This window comes from Exiguobacterium sp. s161 (genome assembly GCF_018619045.1).
Classification (GTDB): domain Bacteria; phylum Bacillota; class Bacilli; order Exiguobacteriales; family Exiguobacteriaceae; genus Exiguobacterium_A; species Exiguobacterium_A indicum.
In genome coordinates, this window is the sequence record NZ_JACSNH010000001.1 from 19,621 (window position 1) to 35,040 (window position 15,420).

The 15,420-nt window shown below is 47.3% G+C and carries 15 protein-coding genes; 9 read left to right on the forward strand and 6 right to left on the reverse strand.

Annotated elements, in window-relative coordinates:
• Window positions 1-15: 15 nt before the first annotated feature.
• Entirely contained in the window at window positions 16-927 is a 912-nt protein-coding gene (locus KNQ14_RS00140) for an iron-hydroxamate ABC transporter substrate-binding protein (RefSeq protein WP_023469595.1), read from the reverse strand.
• A gap of 3 nt (window positions 928-930) precedes the next feature.
• Complete coding sequence (locus KNQ14_RS00145; RefSeq protein ID WP_023469594.1) at window positions 931-1,722, reverse strand: ABC transporter ATP-binding protein; 792 nt, start codon at window positions 1,720-1,722, stop codon at window positions 931-933.
• Between the two features lie 184 nt (window positions 1,723-1,906).
• Between KNQ14_RS00145 and KNQ14_RS00150 the strand changes: the two genes are divergently transcribed.
• From KNQ14_RS00150 to KNQ14_RS00165, 4 genes are all read left to right on the forward strand, one after another.
• On the forward strand, window positions 1,907-2,965 hold the full coding sequence (locus KNQ14_RS00150) for an NAD(P)/FAD-dependent oxidoreductase (RefSeq protein ID WP_023469593.1): 1,059 nt from the start codon (window positions 1,907-1,909) through the stop codon (window positions 2,963-2,965).
• A 179-nt stretch (window positions 2,966-3,144) separates the two neighbouring features.
• Window positions 3,145-4,440: a cation:dicarboxylate symporter family transporter gene (locus KNQ14_RS00155; RefSeq protein ID WP_023469592.1), complete on the forward strand. Its 1,296-nt coding sequence runs from the start codon at window positions 3,145-3,147 to the stop codon at window positions 4,438-4,440.
• A gap of 181 nt (window positions 4,441-4,621) precedes the next feature.
• Window positions 4,622-4,909, forward strand: coding sequence for a hypothetical protein (locus KNQ14_RS00160; RefSeq protein WP_023469591.1), 288 nt, complete (start codon window positions 4,622-4,624; stop codon window positions 4,907-4,909).
• A gap of 18 nt (window positions 4,910-4,927) precedes the next feature.
• Window positions 4,928-5,224, forward strand: coding sequence for a DUF2089 family protein (locus KNQ14_RS00165; RefSeq protein ID WP_023469590.1), 297 nt, complete (start codon window positions 4,928-4,930; stop codon window positions 5,222-5,224).
• Window positions 5,225-5,265: 41 nt separating this feature from the next.
• On the opposite strand, the gene KNQ14_RS00170 is transcribed toward KNQ14_RS00165, so the two are convergent.
• Both KNQ14_RS00170 and KNQ14_RS00175 read right to left on the reverse strand, forming a co-directional pair.
• A complete protein-coding gene (locus KNQ14_RS00170) occupies window positions 5,266-5,499 on the reverse strand; it encodes a DUF4305 domain-containing protein (RefSeq protein ID WP_214859172.1) in 234 nt (77 codons plus the stop codon).
• 21 nt (window positions 5,500-5,520) lie between these two features.
• Window positions 5,521-6,213, reverse strand: a complete 693-nt coding sequence (locus KNQ14_RS00175) for a CPBP family intramembrane glutamic endopeptidase (RefSeq protein ID WP_023469588.1) — start codon at window positions 6,211-6,213, stop codon at window positions 5,521-5,523.
• Between the two features lie 220 nt (window positions 6,214-6,433).
• Here KNQ14_RS00175 and groES point away from each other — a divergent pair, with 220 nt between their 5' ends.
• From groES to KNQ14_RS00195, 4 genes are all read left to right on the forward strand, one after another.
• Window positions 6,434-6,718: a co-chaperone GroES gene (groES, locus tag KNQ14_RS00180; RefSeq protein WP_023469587.1), complete on the forward strand. Its 285-nt coding sequence runs from the start codon at window positions 6,434-6,436 to the stop codon at window positions 6,716-6,718.
• 32 nt (window positions 6,719-6,750) lie between these two features.
• On the forward strand, window positions 6,751-8,391 hold the full coding sequence (groL, locus tag KNQ14_RS00185; protein ID WP_214859174.1) for a chaperonin GroEL: 1,641 nt from the start codon (window positions 6,751-6,753) through the stop codon (window positions 8,389-8,391).
• 147 nt (window positions 8,392-8,538) lie between these two features.
• Window positions 8,539-9,159 (forward strand): LysE/ArgO family amino acid transporter, encoded by a 621-nt coding sequence (locus KNQ14_RS00190; RefSeq protein WP_035395728.1) that lies wholly within the window; start codon window positions 8,539-8,541, stop codon window positions 9,157-9,159.
• 72 nt (window positions 9,160-9,231) lie between these two features.
• Window positions 9,232-10,134: a HEAT repeat domain-containing protein gene (locus KNQ14_RS00195; protein ID WP_203229904.1), complete on the forward strand. Its 903-nt coding sequence runs from the start codon at window positions 9,232-9,234 to the stop codon at window positions 10,132-10,134.
• 107 nt (window positions 10,135-10,241) lie between these two features.
• On the opposite strand, the gene KNQ14_RS00200 is transcribed toward KNQ14_RS00195, so the two are convergent.
• Complete coding sequence (locus KNQ14_RS00200) at window positions 10,242-12,032, reverse strand: LTA synthase family protein (protein ID WP_035395732.1); 1,791 nt, start codon at window positions 12,030-12,032, stop codon at window positions 10,242-10,244.
• 226 nt (window positions 12,033-12,258) lie between these two features.
• Between KNQ14_RS00200 and wrbA the strand changes: the two genes are divergently transcribed.
• Complete coding sequence (gene wrbA, locus KNQ14_RS00205; RefSeq protein ID WP_214859176.1) at window positions 12,259-12,861, forward strand: NAD(P)H:quinone oxidoreductase; 603 nt, start codon at window positions 12,259-12,261, stop codon at window positions 12,859-12,861.
• Window positions 12,862-12,922: 61 nt separating this feature from the next.
• Here the strand turns inward: wrbA and KNQ14_RS00210 are convergent, their stop codons facing one another.
• Window positions 12,923-15,355 carry a HAMP domain-containing sensor histidine kinase gene (locus KNQ14_RS00210; RefSeq protein ID WP_214859178.1) on the reverse strand — a complete coding sequence of 811 codons (2,433 nt, stop codon included), beginning with the start codon at window positions 15,353-15,355 and terminating at the stop codon, window positions 12,923-12,925.
• Window positions 15,356-15,420 lie beyond the last annotated feature (65 nt).

Sequence of the window (15,420 nt, forward strand, 5' to 3'; positions counted from 1 at the left end):
TCCCTCCCTTATTCATTATGCGCCAAGGAAACTTTTCTTGAAGAACTCGAGTTGACGTTCGAGTGTGAGCGGATCGTTGAAGTAGAACTCCTTCGAATCGACTTCGAAGACACGATCGTTTTTGACGGCTGGAATGTTCTTGAACGTATCCGTTTTCGTGAATGAGTTGTCCGCTTCCGCACTCTTACTGAAGATGAGGTAGTCGCCTGCGTATTCAGGAAGGACTTCTGGTGACAACGCGTAGTATCCGTCTTTTAATGCCATCTTCGTGACTTTATCTGGCATTTTCAATTTCATTTCCTGATAGAGAATCTCTGTTCCACGACCCCAGTTATCGCCGAAGACGTAGAGTTGTTTATCGAAGCTTTCGATGACAGAAACAGTAGCATCTTCACCGATTTTTGCTTTGATGTCTTTACCGGCAGCAGCAGCGCGTGTTTTAAAGTCTTTGACCCAGTCGCGTGCTTCTTGCTCTTTGTTGAGCAATTTACCGATTTCGATATGTTGCGTCAAGTAGTCGACTTTTCCGTATGTGTACGTGACCGTCGGAGCAATCTTTTTGATTTTATCAAGGTTTTTCGTTGTTGAGTAGCCGATGATCAAGTCTGGTTCGAGTTCGATGATTTTTTCAACGTTCTCTTCCGATACTTCCGTGACATCTTTGAGCTTGTCGAACTTCGGATTCGCTTTTGACCACGAATCGACACCAACGACAGGTACGTCGAGTGCCATGACGTTGCCGGCAAAACCAGCGAGAACAACGACACGTTTTGGATTAGCCGGAACTTTGATGTCACCGTTCTCCGATTTGTACGTAATCGTCTCGTTTTTCGACCCAGACGCTGCGTCGTCTTTTTTCTCCGTATTGCCACACGCTGCGATGACGAGCGTGAGAATGAGTAGAACCGGTAAAAGTAGTTTCTTCATGATTCAATCTCCCTTGATTAAGTTGTAGGTGATACACATCGGCTTGTTCGTCCGCGGATCGCGTCCGATTTCAGCATCGATATGGAATACTTCTTGTAAGACGTCTTTTGCGATGACTTCCTCACACGTTCCGGCTTTGACGACTTCACCGTTTTTCATGGCGATGATATAGTCGGCGAACCGTGCCGCTTGATTCAAATCATGCAGGACCATGACGATCGTCCGTCCTTCAGTCCGGTTGAGATGCTCGAGTAGTTCGAGTACCTCGAGTTGGTGGGCGAGATCAAGATAAGTCGTCGGTTCATCGAGGAAGATGATGTCCGTCTCTTGGGCGAGTGCCATCGCAATCCAGACCCGTTGACGTTGACCACCCGACAGCGCATCGACGGGACGATGTTTGAATGCCATCGTATCCGTTGCTTCGAGTGCCCAATCGATGATCTCGTAATCGTGTTTCGTCAAGCGTCCAAATCCTTTTTGGTACGGGAAACGACCGTATGAGACGAGCTCTGCGACCGTCAGACCACTTGCGCTCTCTGGAGTTTGTGGCAGAATAGCCATTTTCCGGGCAAGTAGCTTCGTACTTTCCTTGGCGATATCGAGACCATCGAGCAATGCACGTCCTGATTGATGAGGAATGATCCGTGTCATCGCTTTCAATAAAGTCGATTTGCCACATCCGTTCGCCCCAATGATCGTCGTGATTTGTCGATCGGGAATTTGGACGGACAAGTCTTTGACGATGGGACGATCACCGTAGCCGATATTGATTTCTTCTGTTGCTAGACGTACCATACGCGACGACTCCTTCGTTGTTCTCTCCGTTTTCAATGATAATGATTATCACTATCGTCTCATTAACCATACCAGTCCTGTAAAAACGCTGTCAACATTTTTTCTTGTGTTCAAGAGATGTTCACGTTATCATGAGGGAGTGAGAATGATAATCAATCGTAATCAAAGATGAGGAGTGAGTGAGATGAGGGAACAGGAGTTGTTCGACGTAACGATCATCGGCGGAGGACCTGCAGGGTTATATTCGACGTTCTATAGTGGTCTTCGGGGCATGAAGACGAAATTGATCGAGTATCAAGCAGAACTCGGAGGAAAATTGCACGTCTATCCGGAAAAGATGATCTGGGACGTCGGCGGACAGCCACCGATCACTGGTGAAAAACTCATGGCTCAACTCGTCGAACAAGGACTGACGTTCCAACCGACTGTTCAATTGAATGAAAAGATCATCTCGATCGCAAAAGACGTCTTCGGCAACTTCGTCTTAGAGGCAGAATCGGGTCGGATCCATTATTCGAAGACGGTCATCGTCGCGGTCGGCGGCGGCATCCTCAATCCACAAAAATTAAAAGTCGAAGGTGCGGAACGCTTTGAAGTGTCGAACTTGAACTATACGGTCAAATCGATTGAACGCTTTAAAGGAAAGACCGTCATCGTCTCAGGTGGTGGGAACTCTGCGATCGACTGGGCGAACGAGCTCGAACCGGTCGCGAAAAAAGTCTACGTCACGTATCGCCGGGATTGTTTCTCGGGGCACGAGGCGCAAGTCGACCAGCTCGTTAAAAGTTCGGCTGTTTGTCTCCTCAACACGACGATTCACAAGCTGATCGCAAGTCCTGATCATCAACGGATCGCATCAGTCGAATTGATCGACTGTCAAACAGAGGAAATCGTTGAGATTCCAATTGATGAAGTCATCATCAATCACGGCTACGAGCAGGACGCGGCACTGCTTGACGCCTGTGATCTCGATATCGCACGGGTCGATGACTTCTATATCGCGGGTAACGCAGCGAGCGAGTCGAGTGTACCGGGACTATATGCTGCCGGAGATATTCTTTCACACGACGGGAAGGTCCATTTGATCTCAGGTGCCTTTCAAGATGCGGCGAATGCCGTCAACCGGGCAAAACGCTTCATTGAGCCGGAAGCGCCAAAAGTGGCGATGGTCTCGTCACATAACGAAGTCTTTAAAAAACGCAATCGTGCGTTGATTGAGGAACGCGTCAATCAACAATCTTGAATAATGTTCAAACGTCCAAAATGCTTGGAAACAAGCGGATTTTGGACGTTTTTTTATACAGAATCTAGTTTTGTACTATAACAGAACGATTTGACAACGTACTGTATTTAGGACAAAATTCTACTTATGTTCCACTACATGTAGGATACAAGTAAGACGGATGTATAAGGAGGAAGAGTATGACAACTACGAAACGTAAGCCAATTGGTCTTGCCTGGCAAATTTTAATCGGCTTGATTCTCGGGATCACAGTCGGTGGTGTATTTTATGGGAATCCCCATGTCGCGGAGTGGCTCAAGCCAATCGGTGACATCTTTATCCGGATGATGAAAATGATTGTCGTTCCGATTGTCTTCACGACGATCGTCCTCGGTGTCTCATCAGTCGGTAGTCCGAAAAGTCTCGGACGTCTTGGCGTCAAAACGCTCGGTTACTTCACGATCGTGACGATGATCGCCATCTTCACGGGGCTGTTCGCAGCCAATCTCGTTGAACCGGGTGCTGGTATTAACATGTCGACACTCGATAAAACGGACATTTCGACATATGTCGAAACGGAAGAGACGACACAAGACGCAGGACTCGTCGACAAGATCGTCAACATCGTCCCGACGAACATCTTGGACGCGATGGTCCGCGGTGACATGCTTGCAATTATTTTCTTCTCGGTCTTATTCGGACTCGGTGTCGGTTTTGCAGGAGAGAAGGGCCAACCGGTCGTTCGTTTCTTTGAAGGCGTCGCAGCAGCGATGTTCAATCTCGTCAATATCGTCATGAAATTTGCGCCGATTGGTGTCTTCGCTTTAATCGGTGTCACGGTCTCGACGTTCGGGATTGAATCGCTCGGTTCATTGTTTAAATTGATTGCGACGTTATACGTCACAGCGCTTCTCTTCATGGTCGTCGTCTTCGGTGCCATCATGAAGTGGGTTGGCATTCGGGTATCTGATTTCACGCGTATCTTTAAGGATGAGCTCTTGCTGACGTATTCGACGGCGTCGTCTGAGACGGTACTGCCACGGATCATGGAAAAACTCGAGAAGATGGGTGTTCCGAAATCAATCGTTAGCTTCGTCGTACCGACGGGTTATTCGTTTAACCTTGATGGATCTGCGCTTTATCAAGCGCTCGCAGCCTTGTTCATCGCACAGATGTACGGGATTGATCTCTCGATTGGAACACAGCTGACGCTTGTCTTCGTCTTAATGCTGACATCAAAAGGGATGGCTGCCGTTCCTGGCGTCTCATTCGTCGTTTTACTCGCAACACTCGGTACGGTCGGTATCCCGGCAGAAGGACTTGCCTTCATCGCGGGGATTGACCGAATCATGGATATGATGCGCTCGGTCGTCAACGTCACAGGAAACACGCTCGCTTCACTCGTCATCGCGAAGTGGGAAGGTGTCCTTGACGAAGACCAACTCGAGACGTTCATGTCGACAGAAGGTAAAAAAGACGACGTCCGCAGTGCGTGATTGTCGTAAATATAAGGAAGGACTGAATCGTCAGTCCTTCTTTTTTTCGTCCTTGAAAATAGATTAAAGTCGATTATTTTTAAATAAAATCCCTTATTTTTGATTATAGTTAAAATTATGTTGAATATTATTAATTATAAAGTTAATATTATTGATATAATCATAGGGGAGAGGCGATAGGATGGAAACGGTAGGAATCGTCATTGGTATTGTCACAGTCTGTATCGTACAATTTTATTTAGCACGGCGAGGAAGAGTCTGGAGCCTCATCATTCCAGCGATCATCATCGGGCTCGGAATTTACTGGTATTTCGGAACAGGACCACACACGTCGGATCGGGAGTCAGTGATTCGGATGGGAACGTTTGCCTGTTTATCACTCATGATCTCAATGGCCGAGATGGGAGTTAACTCACGTCGCAAGCAACTGAAGCGTGAAAAAGAACGAATGGAGATTCAAGATTTGTAAGAGAAGTGAGGGAACACGATGGAACGACAAGACGTGCCCGCTTGGGTACTGGCACTCGAACAGGAGCATCTCGAGTTCATCCGCAAGTTCGTCTTGAGCTCTGGTTCATTGAAGGATATGGCAACGGCCTATCAAGTATCCTACCCGACCGTCCGGGCGAAGTTGAACCAGTTGATCGAGCGGATTGATTCGGTGCAGCAAGAGGATGTCGAGTTCGTCAATATGATCAAGAACTTGGTCTTAGATGAACGGTTGAGTCTCGATGTGGCGAAGACGATCATCGATTCCTACCGCAAGGGTCAAGCGAAAGAATAAACCAAAAAACGAGATTCCCGTCTGACGGAAATCTCGTTTTTTTATTGTTTGTCGTTCTTTTTGTCCTGTTCCTTCTTGATCATCTTCTTTGCTGCTGCGCGGAAGCGGAAGATCAAGTAGAGACGGTAGAAGTCGATCGCGGCAAACAACGTCAGCAGGATCGTCCAGAAGTTAAAGACCGTTCCTGCTTCGACCGAGTTGTTGTAGGCGAGGAACATGAAGAGAATACCGAATATGGCATAGAATGCTGCCATGAAGTTCGAGCTTTGACGCATGAAAACACGACCTTTCGTAAATTAAGACATCGCGTAGATGGCGAGTACGACGATTCCGTTGTTAAAGACATGGATGGCGATCGGAGCAATGATCCGGCGCGTCTTGACGAAGACGAGCGAGAAGACAAAACTCATCGCGACATAGATTAAAAATTTGTTGTCTTGGTGAATCAGTCCGAACAAGGCACCCGTCAAGATGAAGCTGAAGAAGAAACCGAGCTTCGAGGAGAGATTCCCGAACAGGATATGCCGGAACAAGAACTCTTCCATGATCGGTCCGAGCAGAACGACCATGACTTGAAGGAGTGGGATGACTTGGATCGCTTGGATGATCTGATCCGTATTTTGCGATTTCGCGACATTCTCGATCCCGCCTGCCATCCAGGCATCGATCAAGTTGACGCTGATCAAGAGCGCATACAGGAGCACGATCCCGATTCCGATCCATTTCAACGTATCCATCGGATCGGTTTGACGTCCCTCTGCCTTCCACTTCTGCCAATCGGGACGCAGGCAGTAGTAGGAGACGATGACGGCGACCGTGAAGCCGATCGCAAGCCACCAACCGGCGACGTCAGCAATGACGTTTTTCGGAAGGAAATACTGGAACGAACCCGGAACCAATTGGACGATCAGATAGATGATGATCGGAATGACGTGACGCTTTTGCCACTTCTCCGCCATCACGAAAGGCAGACTGATTGGATTTTTCATCGTACAGGACACAACTCCTTTGTAATGAAGGTACTGTCCCGATTGTAACAAACAAACGGTCTTGGCGCACGATTGACGATGATTCAAAGGTGTCGATTTCGGGAAAACGGATAAAGGTTCAGGCTTGAATTCAGAAGAGAAAGCGTATAAGATAAAAATATGTTAGCACTCAACTAAAGTGAGTGCTAAAAAACAGTCATTTTCAAGGAGGATGTTTCGCATGTTAAAACCACTTGGTGATCGCATCGTGATCGAAGTCGTTAAAAAAGAAGAAACAACACTCGGAGGAATCGTTCTTCCTGGGTCAGCGAAAGAAAAACCACAAGAGGGTAAAGTCGTCGCTGTCGGTACAGGCCGTGTGACAGAGCAAGGCGTACGTGTACCACTTGAAGTGAGTGTCGGAGATCACGTCATCTATGCACAATATGCCGGTTCAGAGGTCAAAGTCGACGGCAATGAATACTTAATTTTACGCGAAAGCGATATTTTGGCAGTAGCCGAGTAATTCAGTCAATCATCTAAAGGGGGATTTCAGTCATGGCAAAAGACATTTTATTCAGTGAAGAAGCACGTCGAGCAATGCTCCGCGGGGTCGACGCATTAGCGGATGCAGTCAAAGTCACGATCGGACCAAAAGGACGCAACGTCGTCCTCGAGCGGAAGTTCGGTTCACCACTCATCACGAATGATGGTGTGACGATCGCAAAAGAAATCGAACTCGAAGATCATTTCGAGAACATGGGTGCAAAACTCGTTGCAGAAGTTGCCTCAAAAACGAATGAGATCGCAGGGGATGGTACGACAACAGCGACAGTCCTCGCACAAGCGATGATTCGTGAAGGTCTTAAAAACGTTACAGCGGGCGCAAACCCGATGGTCATCCGTAAAGGAATCGAAAAAGCGGTCCGTCGCGCTGTCGAAGAGTTGCACACGATCGCAAAACCAATCGAAGGTAAAGAAGCAATCGCCCAAGTCGCAGCAATCTCAGCAGCAGACGAAGAAGTTGGTCAATTGATTGCAGAAGCGATGGAACGTGTCGGTCAAGATGGTGTCATCACGATCGAAGAATCACGCGGCTTCACGACAGAACTCGACGTCGTCGAAGGCATGCAGTTCGATCGTGGTTACGCGTCACCATACATGATTACGGATTCAGATAAGATGGAAGCGGTCCTTGAGAACCCGTACATCCTCGTCACGGACAAAAAGATCTCGAACATCCAAGAGATTCTTCCAGTCCTCGAGCAAGTCGTTCAACAAAACAAACCACTCCTTATTATCGCAGAAGACGTTGAAGGCGAAGCACTGGCGACACTCGTCGTCAACAAACTCCGTGGTACGTTCAACGCGGTAGCAGTCAAAGCACCAGGCTTTGGTGACCGCCGGAAAGCAATGCTTGAAGACATTTCAATTGTCACAGGCGCAGAATTGATCACAGAAGACCTCGGTCTTGATCTGAAAGAAACACAAATCACGCAACTCGGTCGCGCGTCGAAAGTCGTCGTCTCAAAAGACAACACGACAATCGTCGAAGGTCACGGACACGGGGATTCGATCGAAGCACGTGTCGGTACGATCCGTGCGCAAATCGAAGAGACGACAAGTGACTTCGATCGTGAGAAATTACAAGAGCGTCTGGCGAAACTCGCAGGCGGCGTAGCAGTCGTCAAAGTCGGGGCAGCAACCGAGACAGAACTCAAAGAACGCAAGCTCCGGATTGAAGATGCACTTAACGCGACACGCGCAGCGGTCGAAGAAGGTATCGTAGCAGGTGGGGGAACAGCTCTCATTCACGTTAAGAAAGCCGTCGAATCGATTCTGTCGGTCTCAACAGGTGACGAAGCAACAGGTGTCAACATCGTGCTTCGCGCACTTGAAGCACCGCTTCGTCAAATCGCGGAAAACGCAGGTCAAGAAGGTTCGGTCATCGTCGAGCGTCTCAAGCATGAAGCGCCAGGAATGGGCTACAATGCGGCAACGGACGAGTATGTCGACATGATCGAGACAGGAATCGTCGATCCAGCGAAAGTAACGCGTTCAGCACTTCAAAACGCAGCGTCCGTTTCAGCGATGTTCTTGACGACGGAAGCCGTCATCGCCGATAAACCAGAACCAGCCGGATCTGCTCCTGCAATGCCTGATATGGGCGGCATGGGTGGAATGGGCGGCATGATGTAAGACATTTCATCTAAAAGTACCGAATCCTAGTAAATAGGGTTCGGTACTTTTTGTTTGCGATAGTATACTTAATAGTTGAAAGAATTACATAAACAGTATTCATCAATTTAAAAATAAAGATAGCGATAACGAGAGAGGAGACGTCAAGTGAATGAAATTTTAAAAGGCATAGTAACCTCGGGTACACTCATCGTCGCAATCGGCGCTCAAAATGCGTTCGTCCTTAAACAAGGTTTACTTAAAAACAATATTTTCTGGGTGGCGCTAGTATGTTTCTTGTGCGATGTGTTGTTGATGTGTGCGGGCGTACTGGGAGTTGGTACCGTCATTAAGAATAATACGTTTGCAAATATTGGACTTGCGATTGTTGGAGGACTGTTTCTTCTCTTGTATGGATTTAAATCTTTTCGTAGTGCATTTTCGTCATCACATACAATGAATGTTTCAACAGATTCTAAAATCATGCCTATTCACAAAACGATCTTACTCACATTAGCGATTACACTTTTAAATCCACATGTCTACTTAGATACGGTCGTCATCATTGGTGGTATAGCTGGGACTTTGACATTTGATCAAAAAGTCAATTTCTTGATCGGAGCTTTGATTGCCTCATTTGTCTGGTTTTTTGGATTAGGATATGGATCGAGATGGCTCATTCCTGTGTTTAAACAACCAAAAGCGTGGAAAGTACTAGATTTTGGAATAGGATGCTTAATGTTCTGGCTATCGTATCAATTAATTCAGTTTGCTTTAGAACAAAGTTAAATAGATATTTAAAGGGTTAAGGAGCAACTACAAAATATGAAGGACGATGAGATTTTATATTTAGTTGAACAGATGTCTGATGAAGAATACCTCTATCATGAAGAATTGAAGTGCTATACGAACGAAGGCTCACCATCCGACTTAGCTTATGCAAGAGTCCGTCAATTTAGGGACGCGAAGATGCTTCCGATATTGAACGATTTACTCGATAAAGTGAAACAAGCAGAACAAAAACAACATCTTTATTTTATGATTGGGACGATTGGTGTGAATTCGGGAGATGTTCGTGCAGGGATGTTACTGCTTGAAAAACTGGAGCAAGAGACAAAGCCGAGTCTTCTCGAAAGCATTTTGGAAGAACTAGCAAAACAGCAATGCATTCCTGATACAGAACGAATCGTAAAATATATAGACGATTCTCGGTCGTCAGTTCGAGAAGCTGCGATTCAAGCATTGCGAGCCTGTCGAGATGAGATAGCAGAGGATGTGCTAATTCGTTTGATTACGACATCAAATAACTCTTTTGATATCATGAGTGCTAATTTTGTTTTAGCCACGATTGGAACAGAGCGAGCCGTTCCTTATTTGACTCCTTTGTTGGATCATTCTCGAGGAGACGTGAGACATTCGGCTTTAGCAACGCTAAGTGAACTTGGAAATGGGTTAGATCTTTCGATATTTTTGCATGGACTAAAAGATCGATCTAGCAATGTGAGAGAGTATGCGTTAGTCGCAATCGAGCGACATGGTGATGAAGTAGCGATTGAACCGGTGATCAAACGTGTACAAATATTATTGAAGCGAACGCGACAAATACAAACAGATGAAGTCCTAATCGCTCTTCGATTTTTACATCGATACCAGCATTCCCATCAGGCGATTCCTAAATTATTTCATTGGATCATTCAAACAAAAAGAGAAGTCTTGTTTGACGAAGAATGGCAATGGATCGAAGACCATTTTACTTGCTATTGATGGGCTCGAGGATAGGTGGAGATAACAATCAATAAACAAACCTGACCTTCTTCACGTCTAGTGAGAAGTCAGGCTTGTTTATTTTAAGAAAATCAGATGTCCTTTGATTACTCCAGTTCATTCTCCTCAATAATCTTATCCGACAGCTTTAACTGCTTACTCACATCCTTGACTTGATTTCGACAGAACTTCAGCTCAACTTTCTTTTTTGTCGAGACGTCATAGCAGGTGCCTTCACCGGATGCTTTCGTCAAATCCGCTTCATAGTAATAGTCCTTGTAGCGAAACGAACCATCACGGAAGCCGGTCAGATTCGGTTGATCATCGACGAGGGATTGTCCCATCATATAGGACGTCTTAAGATTCAATAGATCAATGATTGTTGGTGCGATATCGATCTGTCCGCCATTCTCTTTCATGACCCGACCGGTTTGCTGGTCGGGTTTTTTGATGAAGAGTGGGATGCGGCGCTCGAGTTCAAAGGCAGCAACCGGGGACGAGATATCCGCTTTTTTGCGCATCTCGCTGTCTTCATTGACAAGTCCACTATCGTGATCGCCATAAAAGATGACGAGAGACTGATCCCAAAGATCGCGTTGTTTCAACTCGTCGATCATCTTTCCGACACCGGTATCGACGTAATGGACGGTCTGATAATACCGTTTCAGCATTGGATCCTCATAACCAGATAGATCAAGCGTCTGGTCTTCCTTGTCAATTTCATACGGTGTATGACTCGTCAGCGCGACTAAAAACGAGAAGAACGGTTCTTGCAACGTCTCCATGTGATCAATCGATTCGAGGAAGAACTGTTGATCGTTCAGTGCCATGCCGATTTTCTTCTCTTTTGAATAATCCTTTTGGCTGAAGAAGTGCTTAAAACCGATGTTCTTGTAGACATCGTCACGATTCCAGAAGCCTTTTTCGTAGGCATGCATCGCTGCCGTATCGTATCCGTTTTTCTCAAGTAATGCAGGGAGCGGCTCGAATTCATTCGTCGGATATCGCGTATAGACAGAGCCTGATTTTAATGGATAAAGTGACGTGTTCGTGATGAACTCAGCGTCCGAAGTTCGTCCTTCATGCGTCTGGTGGTAGAACGACGAGAAGTAGAGTGATTCCTTCTTCAATTGATTCAGGTTCGGCGTCACTTCTTCACCGTTGATGGTCTGGTCGATGACTGAAGCCTGGAACGACTCGAGCTGCACCAGAATGATATTTGGCGTCTGCTTCGGACCCGTTGGATTCGTCTGTTCCTTTTGATTGATGCGCTGTTGTTCCTGTGCCGTCAGTCCGTCGCCGGGTCGTCCAGTCACGCCTTTAAACACATCCCATCCGTGATAACCCCAAAAGCCAAACAGGTAGTAGTCACGCATATCGGAGATCGTTGCCGTCGGTTGACGCTCTTCCGTTAGCGTCCGGTACGTCAGTAGCGAAGCAGACAAGACGATACCACTGACTGCAAGGATTCCCGCCGTCCGGCGTCGTGTTTGCTTCGTCGTCACTTCCGGTCGTTTGTGGAAAACAAAAAGCAGTAGTACAAAGATCAAACTATCAGCGAACAAGAGGAAGTCTTGCGGTACGATCAAGGCGGTGAAGCCGCTACTGACGTCACTCATCTGCGTCATCTGTGAGAGGAGCGAGACGGAGAGAAAGTCCTCGAAGTAACGATAGTACCACATGTCGGAAGCCAGTAGAAAACTGTGCGCGAGCAGTAGACCGAGCCAGACCCAGCGGCGTTTATTCCACGGAATCAGTAACGTCCAGCTCGACAGGATCAGCATCCCGGCCAGGTTCATGAGTGTTAAATGGAGCGAAAGATCGGTCTTTGTAAAGTAACTAAACAGCATGAACTTCAGCATGCCGAGTAACAGATAAAGGGTGTAGCGAATCGCCATGGTCAGTACTCCTTACGTGTGTCGTCACACGTTCTTTACCCTAAACGTTTAATGGTGGAACGCCCAGATGTGGACAGCCATGTTCGCTTGTTCCATGATGTAGTCGAAAAATTGGTCTATATTTCCTCTTGAATTCAAACAATTGACGTTAATTTGCGCAGAAAGCGGGAATAGAAAGCGTGTACGTCCATCGTCCGTCACTGTCTTTTAAAAAAGGAGCGAAGTCATGTCAAACGTGAAACTAGCGGTCATCTATTACAGCGCAACCGGAACGAACCATCAACTTGCCTCATGGGCAAAAGAAGCGGGAGAAGCGGCAGGAGCAGAAGTCCGCCTTGCGAAAATCAAGGAGACAGCCCCAGCAGAAGCGATTGCTTCGAACCCATTGTGGCAAAAGCATGCGGATGCCACACGTGATATCGAAGAAGCGACACGGGATCTACTCGACTGGGCAGATGCGATTATCTTTAGCGTCCCGACACGTTACGGTCATGTCCCAGGACAATTCCAACAGTTCCTCGACACGACAGGCGGACTGTGGGCACAAGGCAAACTCGTTAATAAAGTCGTCAGTGCGATGTCGTCGGCACAGAATCCGCATGGCGGTCAGGAAGCGACTGTTCTCGCAGTTTATACGACGATGTTCCACTGGGGTGCAATCGTTGCAGCACCAGGTTATTCGGATCCTGTCTTGTTCGCAGCGGGCGGAAATCCATATGGTACATCGGTCACTGTCGACCAAGACGGCAACATGGTCGAATCGGTCGAACCAGCCGTGCGCCATCAAGCGAAACGGACGATTGAAGTGGCAAGCCGTCTCAACTCATAACATTACCTAATTCAAAAAGCGCCGGAATGCTGATTCGCATTCTGGCGCTTTTTCATATGCATCATGTATTTTGCGTCAACGGAAGTTCGACTGTGAACGTCGAACCTTGTCCTTCGATCGACTCGACATGGATTTCTCCATCATGCCCACGCGCAATTTCGCGACAGATTGAGAGCCCAAGACCAGTACCGCCGATTTGACGGGTGTCCGAATTGTCGACACGATAGAATTTTTGGAACAAGTTACTCATCGCAGAAGCAGGAATCCCGATACCCTCATCTTGAATCGCGACGGTGACACGTGACGCGTGTCGCGTCAGTTGGATATCGATCGTTCCACCAGCTGGTGAGTATTTGATCGCATTGTTGATCAGGTTACTGAACAATTGGCGAATCTTCTTCGCATCCCCTTCGACGATCAGCGGTTCGACGTTTCGGAATATTTCAATCGCGTGGGAAGACGACGACAGGCTATGCAACTGTTTCAAATCCCGAATCATCGCGACGATATCAAACGGTGCCATCTCATATTCCTGACGGTTTGCTTCCATCCGTTGCAGGTCGAGGAAGTCATTGATCAACAGCGAAAGACGTTCTGTTTCCGAATGGACCGCTTCGAGATACTTCTTCTGTCGCTTCGGTGGCAGGTCACGCTGAATCATCAGCTCAGTAAAGCCATAGATCGACGAGAGTGGTGTCCGCAGTTCGTGCGAGATCGTCGAGACGAGTTCGTTTTTGATCCGGTCAATCTCGACTTCGTTCGTCACGTCACGTAAGACGAGTAGAATCCCGCGGAACTGTCCACCATAATGAATGCTCTCGGAATACGTCTTGATGAAGCGTCGCTCGTGATCGATTGAGAAGGTGATTCCTTCACCGATTTCACGCTGAACGAACGTCTTTTTCAAGTAACGTTCGAATTCCGGTAGTTGGTCGACGCGATGCTTAAGTTGGACGACAGACGGAGTGATGTTCATCAGTCCGTTCTCATCGATACTGTCATCAACCGGATGGTCAAACAGATCGAGCAATGGTCGGTTGATCAATTGAATATCGCCTTCGGGTTCGATATAGACGATCGATTCACGAATCGAGTTCAATAGTCGCGCCGTTTTTTCCCGCTCACGTTCAATCTCGTCGAACGTCCGCATCCGCAAGAGTGACAATGCCAGTTGGCGCGCGAAGGCGGCTAGTTCTTCCTGTTCGTAACGATCAAACCGATCCTGATCGCGGGACAAGAAGATATAGGCGATGATCTCATTTTGACTCGGATCAAGAACCGGTGTGACAGCGCGTGCGACTTCGTCCTCGAACTGTGTATGCGGTCGTTTATCTTGTCGCGACTCACGCAATAACGGCTTAATCGTTGGCATCCAATCCTCGACTGTGAGCGGTGTCTGTGGATAAAAGACGATATCGATGACTTTTGTTCCTTCTTTAAAGATCAGTGCGCCTTGATCAGACTGCGTGATCTCAACCATCTTTTGGATGACAGAAGGATAAGCGCTGATGCTATCGCGCGACGCCAGTGTCTCCGTCAATTGATTCCGTAGACGCAAGTGGGACTCGTTCCGTTGCGTCAGTTTTAAGGCATCTTCGAGATTGACGTTCGTTGACATCAATTGATGTTTGTTTTCAATCAAAGCTGTCGCCATCTGATGGAACGATTTACTCAATTCACCAATCTCGTCAGCACGGTTGAGTGGAATCAACGGTAACGTATGCTCACCGCTTGCAAGAAGTTTACTCTCCTTGCTAAGAAGATGGATCTGTCGCGTCGTCCGTTCGATGAACGGGCGGACGATCAGCAAGATAACAAGGAATAGGACGAGCAAATTGACGAGCCAAATCCACTCAGCATACTTCGTCTGGGTGACGAGTTGTTCTTTTGCACCAAGTTCTTTCGCACGGAGACTACTCCGGTAGTTCGTGAACGTGCTCTCCATCGTGTTGACGCTTTTACGCATCGTCTCACTATTCGAGGCATTCATCTTGAATTTCCGGTTCGGGTCCCGTGGCACTTCTGGCATCATCGCCTTCAGACTCGGCATCTGCAAGAAACGTTCGTCGATCGTGCCTGACTGCTTCGCTTGAACATATTTAATCAAGCTTGGCATGACGAAGTTCGTATACGAGTTATAGAGCGACCGGATATCAGACGCATAGATTTGATCCGCTTTGTAGAGACGATTTTTCTCAAACCAAGCGGTCTGTTGTTCAAGTGAGGCTTTTTTTTCATCAATCACGTCGAGCACGGCATCGTCACCGAAGACGATATAGCCCCGCATCTCGTATTGAAGGGACTGCCAATCGTCCCAAAGTTTCGTCGCTCGATCTTCACGTAAGCTGATCGCATCGAGCTCCTGTTTCGCATCCGTGACTTGGTGGTTCGTGTAAAAATAAGCAGCCAGGGAAGAGATCGATAGTGTGATAAGAATGAGATAAAACGACGACATGATCTGTCGGCTGATCTTTTGATTGAACCATTTTCGCATATGGATTATGGATGCTCCTTTGTCTATGTGTATCAAGCGTCGATTAGATGTATTACATTGGAATA